The organism is Bacillus sp. AFS029533 (assembly GCF_002585125.1).
Lineage (GTDB): Bacteria > Bacillota > Bacilli > Bacillales > Bacillaceae_G > Gottfriedia > Gottfriedia luciferensis_B.
In genome coordinates this window covers 1-4753 of record NZ_NUQC01000002.1, presented here as the reverse complement: position 1 = coordinate 4753, position 4753 = coordinate 1, and the positions used below count along the sequence as shown (strand labels likewise).

2 rRNA genes are annotated in these 4753 nt (G+C 51.4%); both read right to left on the bottom strand.

Going from position 1 to position 4753, the window contains the following annotated elements:
* Window positions 1-51: 51 nt before the first annotated feature.
* Window positions 52-2989: ribosomal RNA gene (locus COE53_RS00990) — 23S ribosomal RNA — on the bottom strand.
* Window positions 2990-3128: 139 nt separating this feature from the next.
* A 16S ribosomal RNA gene (locus COE53_RS00985) occupies window positions 3129-4678 on the bottom strand.
* Together the 16S and 23S rRNA genes form the textbook arrangement of a ribosomal RNA operon.
* Between the last annotated feature and the right edge of the window lie 75 nt (window positions 4679-4753).

The window sequence follows — 4753 nt, the reverse complement described above, 5'->3', positions numbered from 1 at the left end:
TTGAGTTGTACTTCGTACCCTCAAAACTAGATAATGTCACGATCAAACTTGTTAGTTAAGTCCTCGACCGATTAGTATCAGTCAGCTCCACGTGTCACCACGCTTCCACCTCTGACCTATCAACCTGATCGTCTCTCAGGGGTCTTACTAGCTTAACGCTATGGGAAATCTCATCTTGAGGGGGGCTTCATGCTTAGATGCTTTCAGCACTTATCCCTTCCACACATAGCTACCCAGCCATGCTCTTGGCAGAACAACTGGTACACCAGCGGTGTGTCCATCCCGGTCCTCTCGTACTAAGGACAGCTCCTCTCAAATTTCCTGCGCCCACGACGGATAGGGACCGAACTGTCTCACGACGTTCTGAACCCAGCTCGCGTACCGCTTTAATGGGCGAACAGCCCAACCCTTGGGACCGACTACAGCCCCAGGATGCGATGAGCCGACATCGAGGTGCCAAACCTCCCCGTCGATGTGGACTCTTGGGGGAGATAAGCCTGTTATCCCCGGGGTAGCTTTTATCCGTTGAGCGATGGCCCTTCCATGCGGAACCACCGGATCACTAAGCCCGACTTTCGTCCCTGCTCGACTTGTAGGTCTCGCAGTCAAGCTCCCTTATGCCTTTACACTCTTCGAATGATTTCCAACCATTCTGAGGGAACCTTTGGGCGCCTCCGTTACTCTTTAGGAGGCGACCGCCCCAGTCAAACTGCCCACCTGACACTGTCTCCGAGCCGGATCACGGCTCTAGGTTAGAATTTCAATACAGCCAGGGTAGTATCCCACCGACGCCTCCACCGAAGCTAGCGCTCCGGCTTCTCAGGCTCCTACCTATCCTGTACAAGCTGTACCAAAATTCAATATCAAGCTGCAGTAAAGCTCCACGGGGTCTTTCCGTCCTGTCGCGGGTAACCTGCATCTTCACAGGTACTATAATTTCACCGAGTCTATGGTTGAGACAGTGCCCAAATCGTTACGCCTTTCGTGCGGGTCGGAACTTACCCGACAAGGAATTTCGCTACCTTAGGACCGTTATAGTTACGGCCGCCGTTTACTGGGGCTTCAATTCAGAGCTTCTCCCGTAAGGGATAACCCCTCCTCTTAACCTTCCAGCACCGGGCAGGCGTCAGCCCCTATACTTCGCCTTGCGGCTTCGCAGAGACCTGTGTTTTTGCTAAACAGTCGCTTGGGCCTTTTCACTGCGGCTCTCCCGGGCATACACCCAAAAGAGCACCCCTTCTCCCGAAGTTACGGGGTCATTTTGCCGAGTTCCTTAACCATAGTTCTCTCGCTCACCTTAGGATTCTCTCCTCGCCTACCTGTGTCGGTTTGCGGTACAGGCACCTATTTCCTCGCTAGAAGCTTTTCTTGGCAGCGTAGAATCAGGAACTTCGGTACTATATTTCCCTCGCCATCACAACTCAGCCTTATGATGTGCGGATTTGCCTACACATCAGCCTAATTGCTTGGACGCGCATATCCAGCAGCGCGCTTACCCTATCTTTCTGCGTCCCTCCATCGCTCAAACGGAAATGAGGTGGTACAGGAATATCAACCTGTTGTCCATCGCCTACGCCTGTCGGCCTCGGCTTAGGTCCTGACTAACCCTGGGAGGACGAGCCTTCCCCAGGAAACCTTAGGCATACGGTGGACGGGATTCTCACCCGTCTTTCGCTACTCATACCGGCATTCTCACTTCTAAGCGCTCCACCAGTCCTTACGATCTAGCTTCAACGCCCTTAGAACGCTCCCCTACCACTGATACCATACGGTATCAATCCGCAGCTTCGGTGATACGTTTAGCCCCGTTACATTTTCGGCGCAGAGTCACTCGACCAGTGAGCTATTACGCACTCTTTAAATGGTGGCTGCTTCTAAGCCAACATCCTGGTTGTCTAAGCAACTCCACATCCTTTTCCACTTAACGTATACTTTGGGACCTTAGCTGGCGGTCTGGGCTGTTTCCCTCTTGACCACGGATCTTATCACTCGTAGTCTGACTCCTATGGATAAGTCATTGGCATTCGGAGTTTGACTGAATTCGGTAACCCGTTGGGGGCCCCTAGTCCAATCAGTGCTCTACCTCCAAGACTCTAACACATAAGGCTAGCCCTAAAGCTATTTCGGGGAGAACCAGCTATCTCCGAGTTCGATTGGAATTTCTCCGCTACCCACACCTCATCCCCGCACTTTTCAACGTGCGTGGGTTCGGACCTCCATTCAGTGTTACCTGAACTTCATCCTGGACATGGGTAGATCACTCGGTTTCGGGTCTACGACCACGTACTATATCGCCCTATTCAGACTCGCTTTCGCTGCGGCTCCGTCTCTTCAACTTAACCTTGCACGGGATCGTAACTCGCCGGTTCATTCTACAAAAGGCACGCCATCACTCGTTAACGAGCTCTGACTATTTGTAAGCACACGGTTTCAGGTTCTCTTTCACTCCCCTTCCGGGGTGCTTTTCACCTTTCCCTCACGGTACTGGTTCACTATCGGTCACTAGGTAGTATTTAGCCTTGGGAGATGGTCCTCCCAGATTCCGACGGAATTTCACGTGTTCCGCCGTACTCAGGATCCACTCAAGAGGGAACGAGGTTTCAACTACAGGGTTTTTACCTTCTTTGACGGACCTTTCCAGGTCGCTTCATTTACCCCGTTCCTTTGTAACTCCGTATAGAGTGTCCTACAACCCCAAGAGGCAAGCCTCTTGGTTTGGGCTATCTTCCGTTTCGCTCGCCGCTACTCAGGAAATCGCTATTGCTTTCTATTCCTCCAGGTACTTAGATGTTTCAGTTCCCTGGGTCTGTCCTCAGTACCCTATGTATTCAGGTAAAGATACTACTCCATTACGAGTAGTGGGTTCCCCCATTCGGAAATCTCCGGATCAAAGCTTACTTACAGCTCCCCGAAGCATATCGGTGTTAGTCCCGTCCTTCATCGACTCCTAGTGCCAAGGCATCCACCGTGCGCCCTTTCTAACTTAACTAATTTTAAAACTAATTGAATTAAACTTACGCAGTTTAATGAATGACATTATCTAGTTTTCAAGGTACAAANNTCAAAACTAAACAAAACAATGAAGAAACATTTCATACATGAACCATCGGTTCATGATGTCTCCATAGAAAGGAGGTGATCCAGCCGCACCTTCCGATACGGCTACCTTGTTACGACTTCACCCCAATCATCTGTCCCACCTTAGGCGGCTGGCCCCTAAAAGGTTACCCCACCGACTTCGGGTGTTACAAACTCTCGTGGTGTGACGGGCGGTGTGTACAAGGCCCGGGAACGTATTCACCGCGGCATGCTGATCCGCGATTACTAGTGATTCCGGCTTCATGTAGGCGAGTTGCAGCCTACAATCCGAACTGAGAATAGTTTTATGGGATTAGCTCCACCTCGCGGTCTTGCAACCCTTTGTACTATCCATTGTAGCACGTGTGTAGCCCAGGTCATAAGGGGCATGATGATTTGACGTCATCCCCACCTTCCTCCGGTTTGTCACCGGCAGTCACCTTAGAGTGCCCAACTAAATGCTGGCAACTAAGATCAAGGGTTGCGCTCGTTGCGGGACTTAACCCAACATCTCACGACACGAGCTGACGACAACCATGCACCACCTGTCACTCTGTCCCCGAAGGGAAAGCCCTATCTCTAGGGTTGTCAGAGGATGTCAAGACCTGGTAAGGTTCTTCGCGTTGCTTCGAATTAAACCACATGCTCCACCACTTGTGCGGGCCCCCGTCAATTCCTTTGAGTTTCAGTCTTGCGACCGTACTCCCCAGGCGGAGTGCTTAATGCGTTAACTTCAGCACTAAAGGGCGGAAACCCTCTAACACTTAGCACTCATCGTTTACAGCGTGGACTACCAGGGTATCTAATCCTGTTTGCTCCCCACGCTTTCGCGCCTCAGCGTCAGTTACAGACCAGAAAGTCGCCTTCGCCACTGGTGTTCCTCCAAATCTCTACGCATTTCACCGCTACACTTGGAATTCCACTTTCCTCTTCTGCACTCAAGTTTCCCAGTTTCCAATGACCCTCCCCGGTTGAGCCGGGGGCTTTCACATCAGACTTAAGAAACCGCCTGCGCGCGCTTTACGCCCAATAATTCCGGACAACGCTTGCCACCTACGTATTACCGCGGCTGCTGGCACGTAGTTAGCCGTGGCTTTCTGGTTAGGTACCGTCAAGGTGCCAGCTTATTCAACTAGCACTTATTCTTCCCTAACAACAGAGCTTTACGACCCGAAGGCCTTCATCGCTCACGCGGCGTTGCTCCGTCAGACTTTCGTCCATTGCGGAAGATTCCCTACTGCTGCCTCCCGTAGGAGTCTGGGCCGTGTCTCAGTCCCAGTGTGGCCGATCACCCTCTCAGGTCGGCTACGCATCGTCGCCTTGGTGAGCCGTTACCTCACCAACTAGCTAATGCGCCGCGGGCCCATCTGTAAGTGATAGCCGAAGCCATCTTTCAATAAAGGAACAGGAGTTCCTTTATGTCATCCGGTATTAGCTCCGGTTTCCCGAAGTTATCCCAGTCTTACAGGTAGGTTGCCCACGTGTTACTCACCCGTCCGCCGCTAACTAACGGGAGCAAGCTCCCATTAGTCCGCTCGACTTGCATGTATTAGGCACGCCGCCAGCGTTCGTCCTGAGCCAGGATCAAACTCTCCATAAAAGTTAAGTTTAAATCTTGTATTGCTCAAAAAACTAATAATTGACGTTTACTTCATGTTTTGTTTAGTTTTCAAAG